This window comes from Citrobacter sp. EC_71, from assembly GCF_019584005.1.
GTDB lineage: Bacteria > Pseudomonadota > Gammaproteobacteria > Enterobacterales > Enterobacteriaceae > Citrobacter > Citrobacter werkmanii.
This window is the reverse complement of sequence record NZ_VDAY01000008.1, coordinates 38,052-62,716: the sequence shown is the minus strand read 5'-3', so window position 1 is coordinate 62,716 and position 24,665 is coordinate 38,052. Positions and strand designations below refer to the sequence as shown.

The 24,665-nt window shown below is 51.7% G+C and carries 25 protein-coding genes; 17 read left to right on the top strand and 8 right to left on the bottom strand.

Annotation, left to right across the window (positions count from 1 at the left end; translation table 11 throughout):
• Positions 1-72 precede the first annotated feature (72 nt).
• On the top strand, positions 73-1,008 hold the full coding sequence (gene rihA, locus FHD02_RS10665; RefSeq protein WP_220393867.1) for a pyrimidine-specific ribonucleoside hydrolase RihA: 936 nt from the start codon (positions 73-75) through the stop codon (positions 1,006-1,008).
• A gap of 106 nt (positions 1,009-1,114) precedes the next feature.
• Here rihA and FHD02_RS10660 read toward each other — a convergent pair whose 3' ends face one another.
• Positions 1,115-1,597, bottom strand: coding sequence for a zinc ribbon-containing protein (locus FHD02_RS10660; RefSeq protein ID WP_137360502.1), 483 nt, complete (start codon positions 1,595-1,597; stop codon positions 1,115-1,117).
• 235 nt (positions 1,598-1,832) lie between these two features.
• On the opposite strand from FHD02_RS10660, the gene leuS reads away from it, so the two are divergent.
• Genes leuS through nadD form a run of 4 tightly spaced genes read left to right on the top strand, consistent with a single transcriptional unit; the run spans position 1,833 to position 6,697 of the window.
• Positions 1,833-4,415, top strand: coding sequence for a leucine--tRNA ligase (gene leuS / locus FHD02_RS10655; protein WP_094301018.1), 2,583 nt, complete (start codon positions 1,833-1,835; stop codon positions 4,413-4,415).
• A 14-nt stretch (positions 4,416-4,429) separates the two neighbouring features.
• The gene (gene lptE, locus FHD02_RS10650) at positions 4,430-5,023 is read left to right on the top strand and encodes an LPS assembly lipoprotein LptE (protein ID WP_137360501.1); all 594 of its coding nucleotides are present in this window, start codon (positions 4,430-4,432) and stop codon (positions 5,021-5,023) included.
• The gene (gene holA, locus FHD02_RS10645; protein WP_137360500.1) at positions 5,023-6,054 is read left to right on the top strand and encodes a DNA polymerase III subunit delta; all 1,032 of its coding nucleotides are present in this window, start codon (positions 5,023-5,025) and stop codon (positions 6,052-6,054) included. Before lptE ends, holA begins: the two co-directional genes overlap by 1 nt.
• Before the next feature lies 1 nt (position 6,055).
• Positions 6,056-6,697, top strand: coding sequence for a nicotinate-nucleotide adenylyltransferase (nadD, locus tag FHD02_RS10640; RefSeq protein WP_137360499.1), 642 nt, complete (start codon positions 6,056-6,058; stop codon positions 6,695-6,697).
• Here the strand turns inward: nadD and cobD are convergent.
• Entirely contained in the window at positions 6,672-7,766 is a 1,095-nt protein-coding gene (cobD, locus tag FHD02_RS10635; protein WP_220393866.1) for a threonine-phosphate decarboxylase CobD, read from the bottom strand. The genes nadD and cobD overlap by 26 nt on opposite strands.
• Positions 7,767-7,862: 96 nt before the next feature.
• Here cobD and FHD02_RS10630 point away from each other — a divergent pair, with 96 nt between their 5' ends.
• From FHD02_RS10630 to lipA, 10 genes are all read left to right on the top strand, one after another.
• Complete coding sequence (locus tag FHD02_RS10630; RefSeq protein ID WP_220393865.1) at positions 7,863-8,474, top strand: adenosylcobalamin/alpha-ribazole phosphatase; 612 nt, start codon at positions 7,863-7,865, stop codon at positions 8,472-8,474.
• Positions 8,475-8,728: 254 nt separating this feature from the next.
• Complete coding sequence (gene rsfS / locus FHD02_RS10625) at positions 8,729-9,046, top strand: ribosome silencing factor (RefSeq protein ID WP_003022728.1); 318 nt, start codon at positions 8,729-8,731, stop codon at positions 9,044-9,046.
• 3 nt (positions 9,047-9,049) lie between these two features.
• Positions 9,050-9,517: a 23S rRNA (pseudouridine(1915)-N(3))-methyltransferase RlmH gene (rlmH, locus tag FHD02_RS10620; RefSeq protein ID WP_115614971.1), complete on the top strand. Its 468-nt coding sequence runs from the start codon at positions 9,050-9,052 to the stop codon at positions 9,515-9,517.
• Between the two features lie 30 nt (positions 9,518-9,547).
• The gene (gene mrdA, locus FHD02_RS10615) at positions 9,548-11,449 is read left to right on the top strand and encodes a peptidoglycan DD-transpeptidase MrdA (RefSeq protein WP_220393864.1); all 1,902 of its coding nucleotides are present in this window, start codon (positions 9,548-9,550) and stop codon (positions 11,447-11,449) included.
• A gap of 2 nt (positions 11,450-11,451) precedes the next feature.
• Complete coding sequence (gene mrdB / locus FHD02_RS10610) at positions 11,452-12,564, top strand: peptidoglycan glycosyltransferase MrdB (protein ID WP_006685529.1); 1,113 nt, start codon at positions 11,452-11,454, stop codon at positions 12,562-12,564.
• A gap of 10 nt (positions 12,565-12,574) precedes the next feature.
• On the top strand, positions 12,575-13,669 hold the full coding sequence (rlpA, locus tag FHD02_RS10605) for an endolytic peptidoglycan transglycosylase RlpA (RefSeq protein ID WP_137360497.1): 1,095 nt from the start codon (positions 12,575-12,577) through the stop codon (positions 13,667-13,669).
• Positions 13,670-13,811: 142 nt separating this feature from the next.
• Complete coding sequence (gene dacA, locus FHD02_RS10600) at positions 13,812-15,023, top strand: D-alanyl-D-alanine carboxypeptidase DacA (protein WP_038638745.1); 1,212 nt, start codon at positions 13,812-13,814, stop codon at positions 15,021-15,023.
• A gap of 106 nt (positions 15,024-15,129) precedes the next feature.
• Positions 15,130-15,393: a DUF493 family protein YbeD gene (ybeD, locus tag FHD02_RS10595; protein WP_003022706.1), complete on the top strand. Its 264-nt coding sequence runs from the start codon at positions 15,130-15,132 to the stop codon at positions 15,391-15,393.
• Positions 15,394-15,505: 112 nt separating this feature from the next.
• The gene (gene lipB, locus FHD02_RS10590; RefSeq protein WP_042309816.1) at positions 15,506-16,147 is read left to right on the top strand and encodes a lipoyl(octanoyl) transferase LipB; all 642 of its coding nucleotides are present in this window, start codon (positions 15,506-15,508) and stop codon (positions 16,145-16,147) included.
• 206 nt (positions 16,148-16,353) lie between these two features.
• Entirely contained in the window at positions 16,354-17,319 is a 966-nt protein-coding gene (gene lipA, locus FHD02_RS10585; RefSeq protein WP_042309819.1) for a lipoyl synthase, read from the top strand.
• 97 nt (positions 17,320-17,416) lie between these two features.
• Here the strand turns inward: lipA and tatE are convergent, their stop codons facing one another.
• Entirely contained in the window at positions 17,417-17,620 is a 204-nt protein-coding gene (gene tatE, locus FHD02_RS10580; RefSeq protein ID WP_042309820.1) for a twin-arginine translocase subunit TatE, read from the bottom strand.
• Between the two features lie 128 nt (positions 17,621-17,748).
• Positions 17,749-18,537: a deaminated glutathione amidase gene (locus tag FHD02_RS10575; RefSeq protein ID WP_042309822.1), complete on the bottom strand. Its 789-nt coding sequence runs from the start codon at positions 18,535-18,537 to the stop codon at positions 17,749-17,751.
• Between the two features lie 90 nt (positions 18,538-18,627).
• Between FHD02_RS10575 and crcB the strand changes: the two genes are divergently transcribed.
• Entirely contained in the window at positions 18,628-19,011 is a 384-nt protein-coding gene (gene crcB / locus FHD02_RS10570; RefSeq protein WP_003831281.1) for a fluoride efflux transporter CrcB, read from the top strand.
• A 51-nt stretch (positions 19,012-19,062) separates the two neighbouring features.
• Here the strand turns inward: crcB and cspE are convergent, their stop codons facing one another.
• Positions 19,063-19,272, bottom strand: coding sequence for a transcription antiterminator/RNA stability regulator CspE (cspE, locus tag FHD02_RS10565; protein WP_000034825.1), 210 nt, complete (start codon positions 19,270-19,272; stop codon positions 19,063-19,065).
• A 187-nt stretch (positions 19,273-19,459) separates the two neighbouring features.
• Positions 19,460-20,023 (bottom strand): lipid IV(A) palmitoyltransferase PagP, encoded by a 564-nt coding sequence (gene pagP, locus FHD02_RS10560; RefSeq protein ID WP_038638726.1) that lies wholly within the window; start codon positions 20,021-20,023, stop codon positions 19,460-19,462.
• A 449-nt stretch (positions 20,024-20,472) separates the two neighbouring features.
• Between pagP and dcuC the strand changes: the two genes are divergently transcribed.
• Positions 20,473-21,858: an anaerobic C4-dicarboxylate transporter DcuC gene (dcuC, locus tag FHD02_RS10555; RefSeq protein ID WP_220393863.1), complete on the top strand. Its 1,386-nt coding sequence runs from the start codon at positions 20,473-20,475 to the stop codon at positions 21,856-21,858.
• 113 nt (positions 21,859-21,971) lie between these two features.
• Here dcuC and dpiA read toward each other — a convergent pair whose 3' ends face one another.
• Both dpiA and dpiB read right to left on the bottom strand, forming a co-directional pair.
• Positions 21,972-22,652, bottom strand: a complete 681-nt coding sequence (gene dpiA, locus FHD02_RS10550; RefSeq protein WP_137360496.1) for a two-component response regulator DpiA — start codon at positions 22,650-22,652, stop codon at positions 21,972-21,974.
• On the bottom strand, positions 22,621-24,282 hold the full coding sequence (dpiB, locus tag FHD02_RS10545; RefSeq protein WP_220393862.1) for a sensor histidine kinase DpiB: 1,662 nt from the start codon (positions 24,280-24,282) through the stop codon (positions 22,621-22,623). Before dpiB ends, dpiA begins: the two co-directional genes overlap by 32 nt.
• Positions 24,283-24,665: the final 383 nt, after the last annotated feature.

Sequence of the window (24,665 nt, the reverse complement as noted above, 5' to 3'; positions counted from 1 at the left end):
TCTCTTCACTTCTCGAAACAGGTACAGCCCAGCGTTACCCTTGTCACAAAGTCCCACTTACAAGGAGCAACAATGGCACTTCCTATTCTGTTTGATTGCGATCCAGGTCATGACGACGCTATCGCAATTGTTCTCGCCCTCGCCTCACCTGAACTGAATGTGAAAGCAATCACCTCTTCTGCCGGCAACCAGACGCCCGACAAAACGCTGCGTAACGTATTACGCATGTTAACGTTACTCAACCGTACGGATATCCCCGTAGCCGGCGGAGCCGTAAAACCGCTGATGCGCGATCTGATTATTGCCGATAACGTCCACGGTGAGAGTGGGCTGGATGGCCCGGCATTGCCGGAACCCGCTTTCGCTCCTCTGGACTGTACCGCCGTGGAACTGATGGCTAAAGTGCTGCGCGAAAGTCCGGAACCAGTCACGATTGTCTCCACCGGGCCGCAAACTAACGTCGCATTGCTTTTGAACAGCCACCCGGAATTGCACGCCAAAATCGCCCGTATCGTGATTATGGGTGGTGCGATGGGCCTCGGGAACTGGACGCCCGCGGCGGAATTCAATATCTATGTTGATCCTGAAGCCGCTGAGATCGTATTCCAGTCGGGTATCCCAGTGGTAATGGCCGGGCTGGACGTCACGCATAAAGCGCAAATACATCGTGAAGATACCGAGCGATTCCGCGCTATCGGCAACCCTGTTCCGACGATCGTGGCAGAACTACTCGACTTTTTCTTTGAATATCATAAAGACGAAAAATGGGGATTCATCGGCGCGCCGCTGCACGACCCATGTACCATTGCCTGGCTGCTGAAACCTGAACTGTTTACCACCGTCGAGCGCTGGGTCGGCGTGGAAACCCAGGGCAAATACACCCAGGGGATGACTGTGGTGGATTATTACTTCCTGAGCGGCAATAAGCCAAACGCCACCGTGATGGTGGACGTGGATCGCCAGGGGTTTGTCGATCTGCTGGCAGAACGTTTAAGATATTACGCGTAAAAATGTAGGCCGGATAAGGCGCTTGCGCCACCATCCGGCATATTGCCTGATGGCGATGCTGACACATCTTATCAGGCCTACAAATGACGTTTGGCACGTCTAATCATTAAGGCTCAAACGGCCTGCGCTGGAACTGATCGTGCCCGCATTTCGGGCACAGCGGCAGTACATCCGGGGTGTATACCGCTAAATGGAAGTGGCACTTCTCGCAGACCAGATTGCCCAGGCCAACCACCTCGCCGCTGTGATAAACCCCATGATGGCTGAGATCCTGAAAGACTTCGCGCCATTCGAGCTGCGTTTTATCGGTAATATCGGCCAGTTCTTGCCAGATACTCTCTTTGATAACCCGCATAAAGACGCTGTCCGTCTCCTCATCGAGACTCTCTTCATAACTCAACGCAAACTCTTCTAAGTCGCGTCTAACGGCCCGAATGACCTCTTCCACCTCGGTTCGCGTTAACTCCCCGGTCTGCATAACTCGCTGACGCGCCTGCTCCACCAGCGCATCAATATCGCGTTCGCCGTTACGCAGGCGTTCGCTCAGTGAAGCCACCAGTTCACGGTAATATTGAGCAACCTTGTTCATCACTTCACCTCCTGGGTCGTTAACTGTCTATAATAATAGACGTTATTTACGCTACGCTTTGCAAGACTGTCCACAGAGTGTGTAAATTCGTGCAAGAATTATCCTTGCGGGAATTCAACGCTGAATGCGCGAAAGGCTGTTTTGGCGCGGGCGTTTGGGCTATGCTATGCGGATCTGAAACACCACATCTAGAGCTACGTTTGTAGCTGTATTGAAAACAGGACCACTGGCTGCCATGCAAGAGCAATACCGCCCGGAAGAGATAGAATCCAAAGTACAGCTTCACTGGGATGAGAAGCGCACATTTGAAGTGACCGAAGACGAGAGCAAAGAGAAGTATTACTGCCTGTCTATGCTTCCCTATCCTTCTGGTCGACTACACATGGGCCACGTACGTAACTACACCATCGGTGACGTAATCGCCCGCTACCAGCGTATGCTTGGCAAAAACGTACTGCAGCCCATTGGCTGGGATGCGTTCGGTCTGCCTGCGGAAGGCGCTGCGGTGAAAAACAACACCGCTCCGGCACCGTGGACGTACGACAACATCGCCTACATGAAAAACCAGCTCAAAATGCTGGGCTTTGGTTATGACTGGAGCCGCGAGCTGGCGACCTGCACCCCGGAGTACTACCGTTGGGAACAGAAGTTCTTCACCGAGCTGTACAAAAAAGGCCTGGTGTATAAGAAAACCTCTGCGGTCAACTGGTGCCCGAACGATCAGACCGTTCTCGCCAACGAGCAGGTTATCGACGGCTGCTGCTGGCGTTGCGATACCAAAGTTGAGCGTAAAGAGATCCCGCAGTGGTTTATTAAAATCACCGCTTACGCTGACGAACTGCTGCGCGATCTGGATAACCTGGATCACTGGCCAGACACCGTTAAGACTATGCAGCGCAACTGGATCGGCCGTTCTGAAGGTGTGGAAATCACCTTCGACGTGAACGGTTACGACAACACGCTGACCGTCTATACCACCCGCCCGGACACCTTTATGGGGGCGACCTACCTGGCCGTTGCCGCAGGTCATCCGCTGGCGCAGAAAGCTGCCGCGAACAACCCTGAACTGGCCGCCTTCATTGACGAATGCCGTAACACCAAGGTTGCTGAAGCCGAAATGGCGACCATGGAGAAGAAAGGCGTCGACACTGGCTTTAAAGCGGTTCACCCGCTGACTGGCGAAGAAATCCCGGTTTGGGCGGCAAACTTTGTCCTGATGGAATACGGCACAGGCGCAGTGATGGCCGTTCCGGGTCACGATCAGCGCGACTACGAATTTGCCACCAAATATGGCCTGACCATCAAGCCGGTCATTCTGACCGCCGAAGGCGCAGAGCCGGATCTGTCGGAACAAGCTCTGACCGAAAAAGGCGTGCTGTTTAACTCCGGTGAGTTCGATGGCCTCGACTTCGAAGCTGCCTTCAACGCCATTGCTGACAAGCTGGTCGCAAAAGGCGTGGGTGAGCGTAAAGTTAACTATCGTCTGCGCGACTGGGGCGTTTCCCGTCAGCGTTACTGGGGCGCGCCGATTCCGATGGTGACGCTGGAAGACGGTACTGTACTGCCAACGCCTGAAGATCAGCTGCCGGTTATTCTGCCGGAAGATGTGGTCATGGATGGCATCACCAGCCCGATCAAAGCCGATCCTGAGTGGGCGAAAACCACCATTAACGGCATGCCTGCGCTGCGTGAAACCGACACCTTCGATACCTTTATGGAATCCTCCTGGTACTACGCGCGTTATACCTGCCCGCAGTACAACGAAGGCATGTTGGATCCAGAAGCCGCTAACTACTGGCTGCCAGTTGATATCTACATTGGCGGTATCGAACACGCCATCATGCACCTGCTCTACTTCCGCTTCTTCCATAAGCTGATGCGCGACGCGGGCATGGTGAACTCTGACGAACCGGCTAAACAGCTGCTGTGTCAAGGCATGGTGCTGGCAGATGCGTTCTATTACGTGGGTGCCAACGGCGAGCGTAACTGGGTTTCTCCGGTTGATGCCATCGTTGAACGCGACGAAAAAGGTCGTATCGTGAAGGCGAAGGACGCCGAAGGTCATGAACTGGTGTATACCGGCATGAGCAAGATGTCCAAGTCCAAAAACAACGGCATCGACCCGCAGGTGATGGTTGAACGTTACGGTGCGGACACCGTGCGTCTGTTTATGATGTTCGCCTCTCCGGCTGACATGACCCTGGAATGGCAGGAATCCGGCGTTGAAGGAGCTAACCGCTTCCTGAAACGTGTCTGGAAACTGGTTTACGAACATACTTCCAAAGGTGATGTTGCTGCCCTGAACGTTGATGCTCTGAGCGAAGATCAAAAAGCGCTGCGCCGCGACGTGCACAAAACTATCGCTAAAGTCACCGATGATATCGGTCGTCGTCAGACCTTCAACACCGCAATTGCGGCGATTATGGAGCTGATGAACAAGCTGGCGAAAGCGCCGCAGGAAGACGAGCAGGACCGTGCCCTGATGCAGGAAGCGTTGCTGGCCGTTGTGCGTATGCTTAACCCGTTCACCCCACACGTTTGCTTCACCCTGTGGCAGGCGCTGAAAGGCGAAGGCGATATCGATAACGCACCGTGGCCGGTAGCTGACGAAAGCGCTATGGTTGAAGACTCAACGCTGGTTGTCGTTCAGGTTAACGGTAAAGTACGTGGCAAAATCACCGTTCCGGTAAACGCCACCGAAGAACAGGTTCGTGAACGTGCTGGCCAGGAGCATCTGGTAGCAAAATATCTTGATGGCGTTACCGTACGTAAAGTGATTTATGTACCGGGTAAACTCCTCAATCTGGTCGTTGGCTAAGCGCGGGAGGAAGCGTGCGACTTCTGACAACATTGTTGTTATCTCTGGCGGTGCTGGTCACCGCCGGGTGTGGTTGGCACCTGCGTAGTACTACGCAGGTTCCACCCTCAATGCAAACCATGATCCTGAACTCTGGCGATCCGAATGGCCCGTTAAGCCGCGCGGTGCGTAATCAACTGCGTCTGAACGGCGTTACGCTGCTTGAAGATGGTTCAATGCGTAAAGATGTGACGTCCTTACGGCTGGGAGGAGTGAGTCTCTCAAAGGATACGGCGTCGGTATTCCAGAACGGTCAAACGGCTGAATACCAGATGATAATGTCCGTAAGAGCTACCGTGCTGATTCCAGGACACGATATCTACCCCATCAGCGCCAAAGTTTATCGTTCGTTCTTTGATAACTCTCAGGCTGCACTGGCGAAGGATAACGAGCAGGACATGATCATCAAAGAGATGTACGACAAAGCGGCGGAACAGTTGATTCGTAAGCTGCCAAGCGTTCATCTGGCCGATACTCGGTCATCCAGTGCCGATGCTGAGCAAGCAGCGACGCCAGCCGCAGCGCCAGCGTCATCTCCGGCGCGTGTTTCCACCACGCTGGGTAACTGATGCTCAAGCTGTACCCTGAACAACTCCGCGCACAGCTCAATGAAGGGCTGCGCGCGGCGTATTTACTACTGGGCAACGATCCCCTCTTATTGCAGGAAAGCCAGGATGCCATCCGTCTGGCTGCCGCAACGCAAGGATTCGAAGAACACCACGCTTTTACTCTGGACACCAGCACCGACTGGGGAGAAATATTTTCACTCTGCCAGGCGATGAGCTTGTTTGCCAGTCGTCAAACTCTGCTTTTGCAGTTGCCTGAAAATGGCCCCAATGCCGCCATTAACGAACAACTCACGTCGCTCGTCACTCTGCTGCATGACGATTTGCTGCTGATTGTTCGCGGCAACAAACTGACTAAGGCGCAGGAAAACGGCGCATGGTATACCGGGCTGGCAAATAACGCGGTTCAGGTTAGCTGCCAGACACCGGAACAAGCACAGCTTCCACGCTGGGTTGCCGCGAGAGCGAAAATTAACAACCTGCAACTGGATGACGCCGCCAATCAGCTATTGTGCTATTGCTATGAAGGTAACCTGTTAGCTCTGGCGCAAGCACTTGAGCGGCTAGCATTACTGTGGCCTGATGGCAAACTCACGCTGCCTCGCGTGGAGAAAGCCGTTAACGATGCCGCGCACTTTACGCCATTCCACTGGGTGGATGCGTTGCTGATGGGCAAAAGCAAACGCGCGCTGCACATCCTGCAACAGTTACGCCTTGAAGGCAGCGAGCCGGTTATTTTACTGCGTACGATACAGCGCGAATTGCTGCTACTGGTCAATCTGAAACGGCAATCGGCCCATACGCCCTTGCGCACGTTGTTTGATAAACATCGTGTGTGGCAAAATCGCCGTGGCATGATGGGCGATGCGCTTAACCGGCTACATCCGGAACAGCTGCGTCAGGCGGTGACGCTGTTAACACGTACGGAAATTACGCTTAAACAAGACTATGGTCAGTCAGTGTGGGCGGAACTTGAGGGACTTTCCCTTTTGCTCTGCCATAAATCGCTGGCCGATGTTTTTATTGATGGTTGATATGAAATCATTGCAGGCTCTGTTCGGCGGCACCTTTGATCCGGTGCATTATGGTCATCTTAAACCGGTTGAAATTCTGGCGAATCTGATTGGCCTTTCCCGGGTCATCATCATGCCCAATAACGTGCCGCCACATCGCGCGCAACCCGAAGCATCCGGCGAACAACGTAAGCGCATGGTTGAGCTGGCCATTGCCGATAAGCCGCTGTTTTCTCTGGATGAACGCGAACTCAAACGCGATACAGCTTCCTACACCGCGCAAACGCTACAAGAATGGCGCGAAGAGCAAGGTCCGGAAGTGCCGTTAGCGTTTATTATTGGTCAGGACTCGCTGCTTACCTTTCCGTCCTGGCATGACTACCACACGATTCTGGGTAACACGCATCTCATTGTGTGCCGACGTCCAGGCTATCCCCTCGAAATGGCGCAGGAAAAGCACCAGCAGTGGCTGGAGGATCATCTGACCCATTCGCCGGAAGACCTGCACAACCTGCCCTGCGGGAAAATTTACCTGGCCGAAACGCCGTGGTTTAACATTTCCGCCACGCTGATCCGCGAGCGCCTGGAAAAAGGCGAGCCGTGCGACGACTTACTACCAGGCGCAGTGCTTGACTATATCAATCAACAAGGGCTGTATCGCTAAGCGCCTTACGTAATGCCGCCAGCAGTCGGTTATTCTCTTCCATGCTGCGAACGGCTACCCGATAATAGCGCGTATCCAGCCCCGGATAGTTGGCGCAACTGCGGATCAAAACATGTTGTTCGAGCATGGCGCGTTGCAGATCAACATCCGCCCGATCGCAGCGTAATAAACGATAATTAGCCCGGCCGGGATACACCGTCAGGCCGGACAGTGCTTGCAACTGTTGATCAAACCGCGCGCCCTCTTGCTCCAGCCATTTCCACGTCGCCTGCTGATAGGCGCTATCGCGTAAAATAATCTCGCCTGCAAGGGCAGCAAACGCATTAATTGACCACGGCATTTGTTGTCTACGCATCTGTGCAACGGCGTGCTGGTTACTGTTGACCAGATACCCCAGACGCAATCCCGGTATCGCATAGAATTTCGTCAGCGAGCGCAGCACCCAAATATGTGGATTCCCGTGCAGCAGCGGGATAAACCCCGGCTCACCGGCAATAAAATCAATAAATGCCTCATCAAGGATCAACGCAATCCCAAGCCGCTCACAACGGGCGGCGATCTCGTGCAACAGGCGGTTATCGGGCAGTAGCCCGGTGGGATTGTTGGGCGTACAGAGAAACAGGCAGTCCAGTTCTGGGGTTAACGCATCGAGGATGGCCTCGGTAAGCTGCCAGCCATCCTCTTCACGCAGCGCAAATTCATGAATCGTGCAGTCCCCCCATTGCAACGCCCGACGATATTCCGCAAATCCGGGCGTGACAATCATCGCATGGCGTGGCTTAAGGCCATGCACCAGGGTAAAAATAGACTCGGTCTCACCGTTTCCGGCCAGGATCCACGAGGCCGGAATCTGATGATGATCCGCCAGCGCCGTATGCAACTGAGCGTAATCGACATCCGGGTAACGCTCCGCGCTGTCCAGATTGTCGATAATCGCGCGTTTTAAACTTGCTGGCATACCCAGCGGGTTAATATTCGCGCTAAAATCCAGCAATTGTTCAGGCGAGATACCCAACAATTCGGCGGCTTCTCGGGTATTACCACCATGCGCGCTCTTCAATAAAGACATCGTGCCGCTCCACGTAAAAAAGGGTATTTTAGTGAAAAAACTCTGCGCAATCAGGGCAAACATCATATTTTGTGCGAATAGCTTCACGAGGAAAACATGAGACTCTGGTTAGTACGGCATGGCGAAACCGACGCCAATGTCGCCGGATTATACAGCGGCCACGCTCCCACTGCGCTAACGGAGCGGGGGATCGCACAGGCGCAAGCAGTGGGCAAGCTGTTACATAATCTTCCCGTTGACAACGTGCTTTGCAGCGAACTCGAACGCGCCCGCCATACAACCCGGTTGATCTTAGGCGAGCGCGACCTCCCGGTACGTATTATGCCTGAGCTGAATGAGATGTTTTTTGGTGACTGGGAAATGCGCCACCATCGAGATTTAGCGCGTGAAGACGCTGAAAATTACGCCTTATGGTGTAACGACTGGCAGAATGCAACGCCAACAAATGGCGAAGGCTTTCAGGCATTTTCTCAGCGGGTTGAACGCTTTATTGCCCAACTTGCCGATTACAAAGCGTGTCAAAACCTGCTGGTGGTGAGTCATCAGGGCGTGCTGAGCGTGTTAATCGCCCGCCTACTGTCCATGCCGGCTGCGGCAATGTGGCATTTCCGCGTCGAACAAGGCTGCTGGAGCGCAATAGATTTATGTGACGATTTTGCGGTTCTGAAAGTGCTTAACAGCCGGGCCGTATGGCACGACGGGGAGTGAATGCGCTGTTTTTTCTGCGGAAGGGCCTCTCTCCCATTGACACCCCCTGACAGGCTGTTATCCTCCGCAACCTGACTTTTCCCGCCTTTCAGAGCTTTGCAGAAATTGTTTTACAAAAATGGCGATGCATTCTGTGGCGTGGGGTGGGATGATAGCGCACTTCAAAAGCGCTTTCGGAGACATTTGTCCCGATATCGCCTCTGGTTCAGGTATACTAACAGACGTTTTTAACTCTTTTCACCCAGGGGGAACACTTGCAGGGTAAAGCACTCCAGGATTTTGTAATCGACAAAATTGATGACCTGAAAGGTCAAGACATCATCGCCTTAGACGTTCAGGGCAAATCCAGCATCACTGATTGCATGATTATCTGCACTGGCACGTCCAGCCGTCACGTTATGTCCATCGCAGATCACGTTGTTCAGGAGTCCCGCACTGCCGGCCTGCTGCCGCTCGGCGTGGAAGGCGAGAACGTCGCTGACTGGATCGTCGTTGACCTCGGCGATGTGATTGTCCACGTGATGCAGGAAGAAAGCCGTCGCCTGTACGAACTGGAAAAACTCTGGAGTTAATGCGTGAAGCTGCAACTTGTCGCTGTGGGTACGAAAATGCCTGACTGGGTACAAACCGGATTTACCGAGTATCTGCGTCGGTTTCCGAAAGATATGCCCTTTGAGCTGATCGAAATCCCGGCAGGAAAACGCGGCAAGAACGCGGACATTAAACGCATTCTCGACAAAGAGGGTGAGCAGATGCTGGCCGCCGCAGGCAAGAACCGCATCGTCACCCTTGATATTCCGGGCAAACCCTGGGACACGCCGCAGCTGGCGACCGAACTGGAGCGCTGGAAACTGGACGGCCGCGACGTCAGTCTGCTGATCGGCGGGCCGGAAGGTCTTTCTCCCACTTGTAAAGCAGCGGCGGAACAAAGCTGGTCACTCTCTGCGTTAACCCTTCCTCACCCTCTTGTTCGGGTTCTGGTAGCGGAGAGTCTGTACAGGGCGTGGAGCATTACCACCAACCATCCTTATCACCGTGAGTGATCATTGATTCTTGAGTAGATTAAGCAGCGGATGAAACTACAGAATTCTTTTCGCGACTATTCGGCTGAGTCCGCGCTGTTTGTGCGCCGGGCGCTGGTCGCTTTTTTGGGGATTTTGCTGCTGACCGGCGTGCTGATCGCCAACCTGTATAATCTGCAAATCGTTCGTTTTACTGATTATCAGACACGTTCGAACGAGAACCGCATTAAACTGGTACCTATTCCTCCCAGTCGCGGCATTATCTATGACCGCAACGGAATTCCGCTCGCCCTTAACCGCACCATTTATCAGATAGAAATGATGCCAGAAAAGGTCGACAACGTTCAGGAGACCCTCGACGCGCTGCGTAACGTCGTTGACCTGACGGACGATGACATTGCCGCCTTTAAAAAAGAGCGCGCCCGTTCACACCGTTTCACCTCCATTCCGGTAAAAACTAACCTGAGTGAAGTGCAGGTGGCACGCTTCGCCGTTAATCAATATCGCTTTCCCGGCGTTGAAGTTAAGGGCTATAAGCGCCGCTATTACCCCTACGGCTCTGCGCTGACCCACGTCATTGGCTACGTATCGAAGATCAACGATAAAGACGTGGACCGCCTGGACAAAGACGGCAAGCTGGCCAACTACGCGGCGACGCACGACATCGGTAAATTGGGTATTGAACGCTATTATGAAGACGTACTTCACGGCCAGACTGGTTATGAAGAAGTTGAAGTGAACAACCGCGGCCGCGTCATTCGCCAACTGAAAGAAGTGGCGCCGCAGGCCGGGCACGATATCTATCTCACCCTTGACCTGAAACTCCAGCAGTACATTGAAACGCTGTTGGCGGGGAGCCGCGCCGCCGTGGTGGTCACCGACCCGCGTACCGGTGGCGTTCTGGCGCTGGTCTCCATGCCAAGCTACGACCCCAACCTGTTTGTGGATGGCATCTCTAGTAAAGATTATTCCGGGTTGCTCAATGACCCGAATACCCCATTGGTTAACCGCGCCACGCAAGGCGTTTATCCTCCAGCGTCGACGGTTAAGCCTTACGTTGCGGTTTCTGCGTTAAGCGCAGGCGTCATCACTCGCAATACCGGTCTGTTCGATCCGGGCTGGTGGCAGTTACCCGGCTCTGAGAAACGTTACCGCGACTGGAAAAAGTGGGGTCACGGCCACCTGAACATCACCCGCTCTCTGGAAGAGTCCGCGGATACGTTTTTCTATCAAATCGCCTATGATATGGGGATAGACCGGCTTTCCGAGTGGATGAGCAAGTTTGGCTACGGTCAATATACGGGCATCGATCTTGCCGAAGAACGTTCCGGAAACATGCCAACCCGAGAATGGAAGCAAAAACGGTTTAAAAAGCCATGGTACCAGGGTGATACCATTCCGGTCGGCATCGGTCAGGGTTACTGGACGGCAACCCCTATCCAGATGAGTAAAGCGCTGATGATCCTTATCAACGACGGTTTGGTAAAAGTCCCGCATCTGCTGATGAGCACGGCAGAAAACGGCAAGCAAGTCCCATGGGTGCAGCCGCACGAACCGCCCGTTGGCGATATTCATTCCGGTTACTGGGAAATCGCCAAAGACGGTATGTACGGCGTCGCTAACCGCCCTAACGGGACTGCACATAAATATTTCGCTGGCGCGCCATACAAAATTGCGGCGAAATCCGGTACCGCACAGGTCTTTGGCCTGAAAGCTAATGAAACCTATAACGCGCATAAAATCGCCGAACGTTTACGTGACCACAAGTTAATGACGGCCTTCGCACCTTACGATAAACCCCAGGTCGCTGTCGCCATGATCCTTGAAAACGGCGGTGCGGGTCCGGCTGTAGGGACGATTATGCGCCAGATCCTTGACCACATTATGTTGGGCGACAACAACACCAATCTGCCTGCGGAAAACCCAGCGGTTGCAGCAGCTGAGGACCAATAATCGTGACGGATAATCCGAACAAAAAAACATTTTGGGACAAAATCCACATCGATCCCACCATGTTGCTTATTTTGCTGGCTCTGCTGGTCTACAGCTCGCTGGTCATCTGGAGCGCCAGCGGCCAGGATATTGGCATGATGGAGCGTAAGGTCGGCCAGATCGCGATGGGTCTGGTCATCATGGTGGTGATGGCGCAAATTCCGCCCAGGGTTTATGAAGGTTGGGCGCCCTATCTCTATATCTTCTGCATCATTCTGTTGGTGGCAGTTGATGCCTTCGGCGCTATTTCCAAAGGCGCCCAGCGCTGGTTGGATTTGGGGATCGTGCGCTTTCAGCCTTCTGAAATCGCCAAGATTGCCGTGCCGCTGATGGTCGCACGCTTCATCAACCGCGACGTCTGCCCGCCATCGCTAAAAAATACCGCGATTGCGCTGGTGCTGATTTTTATGCCCACGCTGCTGGTTGCCGCTCAGCCTGACCTCGGCACCTCAATTCTGGTTGCCCTTTCTGGCCTGTTTGTCCTGTTCCTTTCTGGTTTGAGCTGGCGCTTAATCGGTGTGGCAGTCGTTTTGGTCGCCGCGTTTATTCCGATACTGTGGTTCTTCCTGATGCATGACTACCAGCGTCAGCGCGTCATGATGTTACTCGACCCTGAAACCGATCCGCTGGGCGCGGGCTATCACATTATTCAGTCTAAAATTGCTATTGGTTCCGGCGGATTACGCGGTAAAGGCTGGCTGCACGGTACGCAGTCGCAACTTGAGTTTTTACCCGAACGCCACACTGACTTTATCTTCGCCGTCTTAGCGGAAGAACTGGGTCTGGTGGGAATCTTGATTTTGCTGACGCTGTACATTTTGCTGATTATGCGCGGGTTGTGGATCGCGGCTCGCGCACAAACCACCTTTGGCCGCGTCATGGCGGGTGGTTTAATGTTGATATTATTCGTTTATGTCTTCGTAAATATTGGTATGGTGAGCGGTATTCTCCCTGTGGTTGGGGTTCCACTCCCACTGGTCAGTTACGGAGGCTCAGCACTGATCGTGCTGATGGCCGGGTTCGGGATTGTTATGTCGATCCACACCCATAGAAAAATGTTGTCGAAAAGCGTGTAAGGGGTACGCAATGCGTAAGCAGTGGCTTGGTATCTGCATCGCAGCAGGAATGCTCGCGGCGTGTTCGAATGATGATGGTCAGCAACAGGTTGCTGTCGCGCCGCAGCCTGCGGTGTGTAATGGTCCGATTGTTGAAATCAGCGGGGCCGATCCGCGCTTTGAACCCCTGAACCCAACGGCGAATCAGGACTACCAGCGTGATGGTAAGAGCTACAAAATAGTCCAGGATCCCTCCCGCTTTAGTCAGGCCGGGCTTGCCGCTATTTATGATGCGGAGCCTGGAAGCAATTTAACCGCGTCTGGTGAAGCGTTTGATCCAATGCAGTTGACCGCTGCGCACCCGACGCTGCCGATCCCAAGCTATGCCAGAATCACCAACCTGGCAAACGGCAGGATGATCGTCGTGCGCATTAACGATCGCGGCCCTTATGGCAACGATCGCGTAATTTCACTTTCACGTGCCGCCGCCGATCGACTGAACACGTCTAACAACACCAAAGTGCGTATCGACCCGATCATCGTCGCTCAGGATGGTTCATTATCTGGACCGGGTATGGCCTGTACGACCGTGGCGAAACAAACCTATGCCCTGCCCGCTCGCCCTGATTTAAGCGGTGGTGGCACTATGTCTTCCGCACCGGATGCGGGCCAGCCGCAAAATGACATCCGCCCTATCAGCAATTCCACGCTGAAAAGCGAAGATGCCAGCGGTGCGCCGGTCAACAGCAGTGGTTTCCTCGGCGCACCGACAACGCTTGCTGCTGGTGTGCTTGAAGGCAGTGAACCCGCGCCTGCGCCACAGCCTGTAACCGCCGCACCCGCAGCATCAACTGCCCCGGTATCAGCGCCAGCGACCGTTGCCGCGCCAACCGCTGCGACCAACGGACGCTATGTCGTTCAGGTCGGTGCCGTTAGCGATCAAACCCGAGCGCAGCAGTATCAAAAGCGCTTAAGTCAGCAGTTTGGCGTCCCAGGACGGGTAGTGCAAAACGGCGCGGTATGGCGTATTCAGATGGGGCCATTCGCCAGCAAAACTGAAGCCTCCTCATTGCAGCAGCGTCTTCAATCCGAGGCGCAATTACAGTCCTTCATCACCGGCATGTAATAACGTAAACCGGGTATCTGAATTGTCAATTTCCGTAAATGACATTAACAAAGTCACGCGGAAAGTCAGATGCCTGCCCGTTATGCATTTGCTATAGTAGGGCACTTTTTTTAATTTCATCACGGACGTCGTAGTTCAGACCATGAAGACCACTTTTTCCGCTCGTTTCGTGCAGCGTATGGCGCTCACCGCGGCTCTCTGCGCAGCTACTCTCTCTGCTGCCCATGCCGATGACCTGAATATTAAAACCATGATCCCCGGCGTTCCGCAGATCGATGCGGAGTCGTATATCCTGATTGATTACAACTCAGGTAAAGTTCTGGCAGAACAGAATGCTGACACTCGCCGCGACCCCGCCAGCCTGACCAAAATGATGACCAGCTACGTCATCGGCCAGGCGATGAAAGCCGGGAAGTTCAAAGAAACCGATCTGGTCACCGTCGGCAATGACGCATGGGCTACGGGTAACCCGGTCTTTAAAGGTTCATCGCTGATGTTCCTCAAGCCAGGCATGCAGGTTCCTGTCTCTCAGTTGATCCGTGGTATTAACCTGCAGTCCGGGAACGACGCATGTGTGGCGATGGCTGACTTCGCTGCCGGTAGCCAGGATGCTTTCGTCGGCCTGATGAACAGCTATGTGAACGCGCTGGGTCTGAAAAACACCCACTTCCAGACCGTTCATGGTCTTGATGCTGACGGTCAGTACAGTTCAGCCCGCGATATGGCGATGATTGGTCAGGCGCTGATTCGCGATGTGCCTAATGAATACTCTATCTATAAAGAAAAAGAGTTCACCTTTAACGGCATTCGTCAGTTAAACCGTAACGGTCTGCTGTGGGATAACAGCCTGAATGTTGACGGTATCAAAACCGGTCACACCGATAAAGCTGGCTATAACCTTGTTGCATCCGCAACCGAAGGCCAGATGCGTCTGATCTCCGCCGTAATGGGTGGCCGCACCTATAAAGGTCGCGAAACCGAAAGCAAAAAACTGCTGACCTGGGGCTTCCGTTTCTTCGAAACCGTCAACCCGCTGAAAGTGGGTAAAGAATTTGCCTCAGAACCCGCCTGGTTTGGTAACACCGATCGCGCATCGTTAGGTGTCGATAAGGATGTCTACCTGACCATTCCGCGCGGCCGTATGAAAGATCTGAAAGCAAGTTATGTGCTGAACACCACTGAACTGCACGCGCCGCTGCAGAAAAATCAGGTTGTCGGTACCATCAACTTCCAGCTTGATGGCAAAACCATCGAGCAGCGCCCACTGGTCGTGCTGCAGGAAATCCCGGAAGGCAACTTCTTTGGGAAAATCATTGATTACATTAAATTAATGTTCCACCACTGGTTTGGCTAAAAATCGAACACTTGAAAGTGTGATTTACGTCCCCATATACTAGGTATCCAGATAACTCCCACGCGCTGTGGGAGTTATTATTTTTTGATGTAACGCCGGAGCTGACATGAAAACCAAACTTAACGAACTGCTTGAATTCCCTACTCCATTTACTTACAAAGTAATGGGGCAGGCGTTGCCTGAGCTGGTTGATCAGGTGGTTGAAGTGGTACAGCGCCATGCGCCAGGTGATTACTCTCCGACGGTAAAACCGAGCAGCAAAGGCAACTACCACTCGGTCTCTATCACCATCACTGCTACGCACATTGAGCAGGTTGAAACGCTGTACGAAGAATTAGGTAATATCGATATCGTACGCATGGTGCTGTAAAACCTGTCGGTTACCCGCTGCATCCCCGCTCGGGTAACCTCTTCCTCCTGTGATATACTTTTCCCCTCTTTAACATTCTCTACTCTGTGTGAGTATCTACGGAGATGCCGTTTTGTATCAGGATAAAATTCTGGTCCGCCAGCTCGGTCTTCAACCTTACGAGCCAGTCTCTCTGGCCATGCACGAATTTACCGATACCCGCGATGAAAACAGTCATGATGAAATCTGGCTGGTAGAGCATTATCCTGTCTTTACTCAGGGTCAGGCCGGTAAAGCCGAGCACGTACTGATGCCGGGAGATATTCCGGTGATTCAGAGCGATCGTGGTGGTCAGGTGACCTACCACGGACCGGGCCAACAGGTCATGTATGTGCTGTTGAACCTGAAACGCCGCAAACTGGGTGTTCGCGAGCTGGTTACGCTGCTGGAGCAAACTGTCGTCAATACCCTTGCGGAAATTGGCATCGACGCCCACCCGCGAGCCGATGCGCCTGGCGTTTATGTCGGTGAGAAGAAAATCTGCTCATTAGGGTTACGTATTCGTAAGGGATGTTCATTTCACGGCTTAGCGCTCAACGTGGATATGGACCTGTCGCCTTTCCTGCGTATCAACCCTTGCGGTTATGCCGGAATGGAGATGGCAAAAGTATCGCAATGGGATAGCGCGGCCACCACTGAGAGCATTCGCCCACGCCTGCTGGCCAACATTCTGGCGTTGTTGGGTAACCCACCGCACGAATACGTTGCGGACTAAAAATGCGGTCATACTTTGCCACGGCATATGTTGTGGCAAATGGCACAAAACAACAACTATTTTACATTTTGCCAGCCTGTCAGGCTGCTTTCTGGCCCGTTTCAATGATATACTGCGTATCACTAATTCAAAAATAGTTGATAAATGCAACATTCCCTTGAATTGAAACGCTTTCCTTCGTAATTCGCAACTGGAACACGCAAGCTATGAGTAAACCCATTGTGATGGAACGCGGTGTTAAATACCGCGATGCCGATAAGATGGCTCTTATCCCGGTTAAAAATGTGGCAACAGAGCGTGAAGCCCTGCTGCGTAAACCGGAATGGATGAAAATAAAACTGCCAGCGGACTCCACTCGCATCCAGGGCATCAAAGCGGCAATGCGCAAAAACGGCCTGCACTCTGTCTGCGAAGAAGCTTCCTGCCCTAACCTGGCTGAATGTTTCAATCACGGAACCGCAACCTTTATGATCCTCGGCGCAATCTGTACTCGCCGTTGCCCATTCTGTGACGTTGCCCATGGCCGTCCGGTTGCGCCTGATGCCAACGAGCCGTTGAAACTGGCTCAGACCATTGCGGACATGGCGCTGCGCTATGTCGTCATTACCTCCGTTGACCGTGACGATCTACGTGACGGCGGTGCTCAGCACTTTGCTGACTGTATCACTGCTATTCGCGAGAAAAGTCCGTCGATTAAGATCGAAACTCTGGTGCCTGACTTCCGTGGTCGTATGGATCGCGCGCTGGATATTCTCACGGCCACACCGCCGGACGTATTTAACCACAACCTCGAAAACGTACCGCGTATTTACCGTAACGTACGTCCGGGAGCTGACTACAACTGGTCGCTGAAGCTTCTGGCGCGTTTCAAAGAAGCGCACCCGGAGATCCCGACTAAATCGGGTCTGATGGTAGGTCTGGGTGAAACCAATGCCGAAATCATTGAAGTCATGCGCGATCTGCGCAGCCATGGCGTGACCATGCTGACGCTGGGGCAGTATTTACAGCCGAGCCGCCATCACCTGCCAGTGCAACGCTACGTCAGCCCGGATGAGTTCGACGAGATGAAAGCCGAAGCCATGGCGATGGGATTTACCCATGCAGCCTGCGGCCCATTCGTTCGTTCTTCATACCACGCTGACATGCAGGCTAAAGGGCTGGAAGTGAAGTAATCGTGTAATACTCACTTACATTTCAGCAATAAAAAAACCGGCAAATTGCCGGTTTTTTTCATACAGAGCACACAGTAAGAGCATCATGCTCCTGACATTACTCTTTATGAGAGAGCTTTTCCGCCTGAACGCTACCATCAGCCTCTTTTCTGGCATCGGCATTATCGTCGTTCATCGCTTTCTTAAAGCCCTTAATTGCCGTTCCCAGGTCTCCACCCAGTGTACGTAACTTCTTGGTACCAAACAGCAGAACGACCAGTGCGGCAACCACCAGCAGTTTGGTAATACTAATCTCACCCATAGATACCTTCTTAACTTAAACCAGGCTGCATAAAGCGCCATATTAACCTGAGAATATTAACGGCCTTTCGACGCGCGCACACAATAGCAATCTGTAACAATGTGAATCAAGCCTTGTTTAAAAAAACGTCATAATAATTGCGGTGGCGCAAAGCGTCGGTTACTTAATACCGGAAGTTGGGCCCTGACCTGCTTCACCCGCTCTGCTGAAACCTCGGCCATAATCAGCGCAGGCGTTTCTGCCGCGGCGGCAATGGTCACGCCAAAAGGATCGATGACCCGGCTTTGACCAATGTTCTTATTACCACATTCTCCTGCCGCAATAACATAGCAAGTGGCATCCAGGGCTCTTGCCGCCAACAATGTTGCCCAGTGATGCTCTTTTAGTGCTCCCCGCACCCATGCGGCAGGTAAAGCGAGTATGTCTGCCCCCTGCAGAGCGTGCGCTAACGCCAGCTCAGGGAAACGCAGGTCATAGCAGGTCATCAACCCTACCTTTAATCCGTCTACGTCCAGCAGCGGCGCTATGGCGTCTCCAGCATCGACATTCCGCGACTCCTGAATCGCGAACGCGTCGTAAAGATGCAATTTTGCATAATGGGCAACCACCCGGCCTCCTCGTAACGCCACCAACATGTTAAATGCCCGGCCTGGCACAGAAGGAACATGAATCGTCAGGATTGTCGTCATCTCATTTTGCGCGCTTTCCTGGAGTAAACGTGTCAGAAACCCACCCTCCAGCAATTGTGCTGACTTTACTGACAGGTCAGGGTCAATATCGTTACGGGCCAGCAACGCCTCCGGTAGTACCAACAACGATACTCCCTCTCCTGCGGCCTGAGACATCAATGATGCACAGGTTTCTGCATTCCTTTCCCACGAAGGTCCCACGGCAAACTGCCCTGCTGCAACGAACATATTCCCTCCAGAAAAGTTTGTCAGGCTCGCCAACAACGATTATTCAGCGTTACACTCACCCTATATACAATCAAATAGCAGGATTTAGCAGTGTTACAACTTCTTTTAGCGGTTTTTATCGGTGGTGGTACAGGTAGCGTAGCAAGATGGATGTTGAGCATGCGCTTCAACCCACTGCATCAGGCTATTCCATTCGGTACACTGGCGGCAAACTTACTTGGCGCGTTTATCATTGGTATGGGTCTGGCGTGGTTTAATCGTATGACAAACATCGATCCAATGTGGAAGGTTCTGATTACTACCGGCTTTTGCGGCGGGCTGACAACGTTCTCCACCTTCTCGGCAGAGGTCGTATTTTTACTTCAGGAAGGACGCTTTGGCTGGGCTATGGTGAATGTGCTGGTTAATCTACTGGGATCATTTGCGATGACCGCTCTGGCATTCTGGCTGGTTTCTGCCTCTCCCGCACATTAGAGCGAAAAAAACCCGCAATTAAGCGGGTTTTGAATGCTTGCTGTCGTATGCTTACAGAGCGATTACGTTTGCAGCAGAAGGGCCTTTGGCACCGTTAGTGATTTCGAACTCTACGCGCTGACCTTCAGCCAGAGTTTTAAAACCATTGGTCTGGATTGCAGAGAAGTGTACGAACACGTCTTTGCTGCCATCTTCCGGAGTAATGAAACCGAATCCTTTGGACTCATTAAACCACTTAACGTTACCTTTAATCTTAGACATCAAAATTACCTTTACATGAAAAATAGACACAAATGCTGTGTCGGGTATCAGTACAACAATTGTGGTGCGCTTTGTCCAGTCGAACTTTATCAAAAAGTGATAAATGTCGCGTTATTTTTCAGTGAGAGTTGCCATCTATCTGTTTTTTAATGATTTTTAATACCTGGCTGACACTACAGATAGCCTATCAAAACTGGAAGCGTAACCACGCAAAGTAGACGTTACCATTGTTATAGGTTCCTGGAATGTAGGTCATCTGGAACGTTGCCGGACCATAACCAATTGACGCCAGCGGTAACAGCACCGGCACGGGTATGTAGTTCCAGTTATCGCGCGCGGTAAAGCCAGCAGTAAAGCCAAGGCCGGTATGGAAGTTTTCATCAGGCAGCGGACGCCATGTTTTCTCCCAGCCGTAGCCGCCAATCGGTTCCCATTTATTGTAGGAATCCTTAAAGGCCATAATATAAAGCCCGTGCCAGTTTCCTTTATCATCCCAGCGGGATTGGCCAAATCCTGCCCCCCAAGGTCGCTCGTTGTAGCGATCCGTTTTTTCTTTATCGTAAGCAAAACGGGCATGCCAGGTAATAGCCGGTACATACAGATCATAATGTTCCGGCTGCTGCCAGGTTTCACTGACATTATCTTTAAACGTGGCAAACCAGCCTTTATCTTCAGCAGCCCCTTGGGGAATGAAAGCTAACTGAATAAAAAGAAATGAAAAAATGAGAAAATATCGTTTAGCGACAATCACAACTTAATTACCATCCTGGGAGTTATTAGCAATTGTAGCAAACTCAACCTTAATGTTAACTTAACAAAAATGCGCAGGTAAAAAATCAGAATATTCTTTGGATAATGCTTATAAGATGATTCCCCTCTATTTACCGGGCTTTATTACAGGAATAAGTTTCTCTTAATTGCTATTAAATTGTTCTTTTCAAACGTGACAAGCAAACAAAGAAACAATAATTTAACATTTTAATATCAAAATACACACAACAGCAATGCGTTTCACAGTTTTTGCCGGGGAGATTCTTTTTTAAACCACGATGTTGAAAAAACAGTCTGGCCATCGGTTGAATCCGTATTTTTATTGATTTCAATCAGCAATAGTTATCGGTTTATTAGGCACATTCTGTCACCACTTTTTACTTTTTTTAGTTTTTTTACTTTCTGGGCAGCAATGCGACAGGGGAAACAATGTTGACATTTATTGAACTCCTTATTGGGGTTGTGGTTATTGTGGGTGTGGCGCGCTACATCATCAAAGGTTATTCCGCCACCGGCGTACTGTTTGTTGGCGGTCTGGTTTTGCTGATTATCAGTGCGGTGATGGGACATAAAGTTCTGCCTTCCAGCGCAGCAACGACAGGCTATACTGCTACAGACATTGTTGAATACATTAAAATTTTGCTGATGAGCCGCGGTGGCGATCTCGGCATGATGATTATGATGCTGTGTGGTTTTGCCGCCTACATGACGCATATTGGCGCGAACGATATGGTAGTTAAGCTGGCCTCCAAACCGCTGCAATATATCAACTCACCTTATCTGTTGATGATTGCCGCCTATTTTGTCGCCTGTCTGATGTCGCTGGCAGTCTCGTCAGCTACCGGCTTGGGTGTATTGCTGATGGCAACGCTGTTCCCGGTCATGGTAAACGTTGGGATCAGCCGTGGCGCCGCGGCGGCCATATGTGCCTCCCCCGCTGCAATCATTCTTTCACCGACATCCGGTGATGTGGTGCTGGCGGCAAAAGCCGCAGAAATGCCGTTGATTGATTTCGCGTTTAAAACCACGCTGCCAATTTCCATTGCCGCCATCATTGCTATGGCGATCGCACACTTTTTCTGGCAGCGCTACCTGGATAAAAAAGAGAACATTTCTCACGAAATGTTAGACGTGGCAGAAATCACCACTACCGCGCCGTCTTTTTACGCCATCCTGCCGTTTACACCGATCGTAGGCGTCCTGATTTTTGATGGTAAATGGGGTCCACAGCTGCACATCATTACGATTCTGGTACTGTGCATGCTCATCGCCGCCGTTCTGGAATTTATTCGTGGATTCAACACTCAAAAGGTGTTTTCAGGTCTGGAAGTCGCTTACCGTGGCATGGCGGATGCCTTTGCCAACGTAGTAATGCTGCTCGTTGCAGCGGGTGTTTTTGCCCAAGGGCTGAGCACCATCGGCTTTATTCAGAGTCTGATCTCTATCGCCACCTCGTTTGGCTCAGCAAGCATTATTCTGATGATGGTGCTGGTGATCCTGACGATGCTGGCGGCAATGACTACAGGCTCCGGTAACGCCCCGTTCTATGCTTTCGTTGAGATGATCCCTAAGCTGGCACATTCTTCCGGCATTAACCCGGCTTATCTTGTTATCCCGATGCTTCAGGCTTCTAACCTTGGGCGCACAATTTCCCCGGTCTCCGGCGTGGTTGTGGCTGTCGCAGGGATGGCGAAGATTTCTCCGTTCGAAGTGGTGAAACGTACCTCGGTTCCGGTACTGGTCGGACTGCTGGTGGTGATTATCGCCACCGAAGTGATGGTACCAGGCTCTTCTTCAGCCGTTGTTGGCGGCTGACTTTCAGCGAAATGTAGGCCGGATAAGGCATTTACGCCGCATCCGGCATTTCAACCCCGTTGCCGGATGGCGATGCTAAAGCATCTTATCCGGCCTACTTAAGAAATCAGCATTTAGCCGCCGTGATAAATACGCTGCGGCCTGCCTACCTTCCCGTGAATAATCTCCGCGATAATCAAATGGCGGCTGGCACAGTACTCCAGATAGCGTCTGGAGGTCGTACGACTGATGGTGAGCGCCTGGGCGATCGTTTCCGCAGTATGATGTACCGTCGGATCGGCAAATAGCTTCAGCACCGCATTCAGCGTTAACGCATCAATCCCGGTCGGCAAATCGCCTTTCGGCTCGCCGCGCGCGTAGGCGTTAAACATTTCATCAATCTGCTTTTGACTAGCGTTGTCATTGCCTGCCAGCATGCGTCTGCGCTGTTGATACCGCGTAAGCGTCTGCCCCAACCGCTCGTAAGCGATAGGTTTGACCAGATAATCAAACGCGCCGCTGCGCACGGCCTCGGAGACCGTTTCCATATCGCTGGCCGCCGTGGTAAAGACCACACCGCCCGGATAGCGCGCCTGGGTCAGCTCATGCAACAAAGTAATACCCTTACCGTCCGGTAAGTAGTTATCAAGAAGAATCAAACCGGGCTTAAAACGCTCAATCATCATTCTTGCCTGCGCAAGATTACCCGCCAGCCATATCTGGCTGAAGCCGGGTATATGGCGGATATATTCAGCATGCATTTCCGCCAGTAGCGTTTCATCCTCAACGATCAGTAGCGTTAATGGTTCCGTCATTATTTTTTTTCACTTTCGGAAGAAATAAAGAAAATAAGGTGCCGCAAGGGGAGTTATCTTCGAGCGTAATCACCCCGTTACAGCGCCTCACATAACTTGCAATCAGATACAAACCGATGCCATGTTCGCCTGGTTCATCGGTACGGGTGCTTACACCCTGTTCAAATATTTTTTCACGCAATGCTTCCGGCACACCGCATCCCTGATCGGCAACTTCGATGACCACATCATCCCCTTCGTCGCTCAAATAGAGTTCGACGACTTTGTTGCCTTGCTGGGTGCGTAAACTCGCTTCAAATGCATTATCAAGCAGATTGCCAACAATTGCTGCAAACTCTGTGCTATCCAGCCCTTCAGGCAGTTGGTGCAGTTGGCTGCCAGGAACAATGGCCATCGTAAGACCCAGTTCCCGCGCACGTTGTACCTTACCAAATAACAATCCCGCCACCTGACGATCGGCAAAGGCGCCGCGCAGGCTGTCAATCAGTTGCTGCTGTGCCTGTGACTCTCCCTGAACCATAGCCAGCACCCGGTCATACTCTTTCATTTGCAGCAGGCCATTGATGGTCGACATCCAGTTCAGGTGCTCATGACGCAGCGTTCTCAGGCTCTCAACATACTGTTTGATTTGCGTTAATTGTGCATTAAGGGTAGCAATTTCATCTTTACTACGAAAACTGATAATGGCGCCGAGCAGGTCGTCACCGGAGCGAATCGCCTCACGGTTGGCGATAACGCTCAACCCATTAAAATTAACCATCGCATCCTGGCGTTGTTCCGCAATCTGCTGGGTGAAAAAGTCCGATGGCTGAACGACTTCATTTACCGGTTTGCCCAGCCACTTTCGACCCGGCGATGACAGCCCCAGCATTTTCCTCGCACTGCGGTTAATCGCGGTGATATATCCGTCAGGATCAACGGCAATCAACCCTTCATACACCGAGCTGAACAGCGCTTCCTGCTGACGCACCACCCGCGCGATTTGTTTAGGTTCCATCCCTAACATCTGCCGACGAATATGGGCAGCAAAAAACCAGGAGAGCAGCATAAGTACCAACAACAACAGGATAAATACCCCAGCCATTGGCAGTAAGAAATCCGATCGCCAGCTGTCAATTTTACTGATCAGATAGCCAATTGAGACCACGCCAATGATTTTGCCATCGTCATCAAAGATAGGAGTTTTGGCGCGCATTGCCATCCCAATAGATCCTTTACCGGTAATAAAGTAGCTCTCACCTTTTTCCAGCGCGCCAGGCTTGGTGAACTGCATCGGGTAACCAATTTTTTCCGGGTTCGGATGATAAAGACGAATGGAGTGCGTATCTCCAATAACGACATAGTCGAAATCAGTCCCACTCTGTAGTTTGTCGGCAATAGTCGCCAGACGCTTGTAATCACGATGCTTCACCGCCGCGATGATGCTGTCATTAGAGGCGATGATTTTGGCCTGGTTCATTGCCATATCACGGACGTGTGTCGTCAGATAATCTTCAAAACTGGCGGTAAAGTATTGTGCTAACGCTGCGATAATAAGAACAGAAACGACCAGAATGAGCAGAAAGATGCGTAACGGAAACGCCAGACTGCGAAAAAAAGGAAACCGTGTTTTATTTTTCTGCTCTGCCATAATTTTTCCTCACCGACGTTACCGAAACTTATTTTCTATTGTAGTTGTAATAAAAATGTTTTATTTAAAAGTCACGGTATAAAACAGGATCGTTGCAGATTCCCCACCTTAAATCAATTAAACAAATTAAAACCGCGCGCTATTTCCGAGTTAAATTAATTAAAAAACTTAAAACCATAAAACACATTAAAACCTTCTAACTTATTGTGAAATAAATCAAAAATTACCTCCAAAATACTCCTTACGATGTATGCAGCAGGGAAAAAAAGAAATACTCCGTAATAAAAAATCATTCCCTTCAATTGCAAACGAAACGTTATCAGGTTGCTAATCAGAGCAACAAAAACAGAAACCCAGTAACAAATATAGCGTCGGGGCTCTAT

Excerpts from the sequence above, each read along its gene's own strand:
- holA (WP_137360500.1), top strand. The coding sequence starts at position 5,023 with ATGCTCAAGCTGTACCCTGAACAACTCCGCGCACAGCTCAATGAAGGG.
- nadD (WP_137360499.1), top strand. The coding sequence starts at position 6,056 with ATGAAATCATTGCAGGCTCTGTTCGGCGGCACCTTTGATCCGGTGCAT.
- FHD02_RS10660 (WP_137360502.1), bottom strand. The coding sequence starts at position 1,597 with ATGAACAAGGTTGCTCAATATTACCGTGAACTGGTGGCTTCACTGAGC.
- FHD02_RS10575 (WP_042309822.1), bottom strand. The coding sequence starts at position 18,537 with ATGTTCGTTGCAGCAGGGCAGTTTGCCGTGGGACCTTCGTGGGAAAGG.
- rihA (WP_220393867.1), top strand. The coding sequence starts at position 73 with ATGGCACTTCCTATTCTGTTTGATTGCGATCCAGGTCATGACGACGCT.
- dpiA (WP_137360496.1), bottom strand. The coding sequence starts at position 22,652 with ATGACGGAACCATTAACGCTACTGATCGTTGAGGATGAAACGCTACTG.
- dacA (WP_038638745.1), top strand. The coding sequence starts at position 13,812 with ATGAAGACCACTTTTTCCGCTCGTTTCGTGCAGCGTATGGCGCTCACC.
- dpiB (WP_220393862.1), bottom strand. The coding sequence starts at position 24,282 with ATGGCAGAGCAGAAAAATAAAACACGGTTTCCTTTTTTTCGCAGTCTG.
- dcuC (WP_220393863.1), top strand. The coding sequence starts at position 20,473 with ATGTTGACATTTATTGAACTCCTTATTGGGGTTGTGGTTATTGTGGGT.
- leuS (WP_094301018.1), top strand. The coding sequence starts at position 1,833 with ATGCAAGAGCAATACCGCCCGGAAGAGATAGAATCCAAAGTACAGCTT.
- FHD02_RS10630 (WP_220393865.1), top strand. The coding sequence starts at position 7,863 with ATGAGACTCTGGTTAGTACGGCATGGCGAAACCGACGCCAATGTCGCC.
- ybeD (WP_003022706.1), top strand. The coding sequence starts at position 15,130 with ATGAAAACCAAACTTAACGAACTGCTTGAATTCCCTACTCCATTTACT.
- mrdA (WP_220393864.1), top strand. The coding sequence starts at position 9,548 with ATGAAACTACAGAATTCTTTTCGCGACTATTCGGCTGAGTCCGCGCTG.
- lipA (WP_042309819.1), top strand. The coding sequence starts at position 16,354 with ATGAGTAAACCCATTGTGATGGAACGCGGTGTTAAATACCGCGATGCC.
- cspE (WP_000034825.1), bottom strand. The coding sequence starts at position 19,272 with ATGTCTAAGATTAAAGGTAACGTTAAGTGGTTTAATGAGTCCAAAGGA.
- tatE (WP_042309820.1), bottom strand. The coding sequence starts at position 17,620 with ATGGGTGAGATTAGTATTACCAAACTGCTGGTGGTTGCCGCACTGGTC.
- rlpA (WP_137360497.1), top strand. The coding sequence starts at position 12,575 with ATGCGTAAGCAGTGGCTTGGTATCTGCATCGCAGCAGGAATGCTCGCG.
- cobD (WP_220393866.1), bottom strand. The coding sequence starts at position 7,766 with ATGTCTTTATTGAAGAGCGCGCATGGTGGTAATACCCGAGAAGCCGCC.